Source organism: Bradyrhizobium sp. Kon56 (assembly GCF_055807635.1).
In genome coordinates, this window is sequence record NZ_JBVVOU010000390.1 from 1 (window position 1) to 278 (window position 278).

The window sequence follows — 278 nt, forward strand, 5'->3', positions numbered from 1 at the left end:
TATTCCTGGCCCGAATTTCGTTGCCGTTGTCCATAAGGCGGTGGCCGCTACACGCGCTGAAGCCCTGGCTTTGGTAGCGGGAATCGTGGTGGTCAATCTGTTCTGGTCAACCTGTGCGATTGGTGGGCTGGGGATCGTATTCGCCGCTCTCCCTTGGGCCGCCCTGGTTGTGAAGGTGCTCGGGGCAGCCTATCTGATGTGGTTCGGGTTCCGATTGCTACTCAATGCCGGCAGGAATGCGATCGGCCCCTCAAATGATGCCGTCGCCGGCAGTTGCC

1 protein-coding gene is annotated in these 278 nt (G+C 60.1%); it reads left to right on the forward strand.

All coding sequences use genetic code 11. The annotated features are described in order from the left end of the window. A partial coding sequence (locus tag AC0L3B_RS39415) for a LysE family transporter (protein WP_473383198.1) occupies nucleotides 1–278 on the forward strand: 278 nt, incomplete at both ends.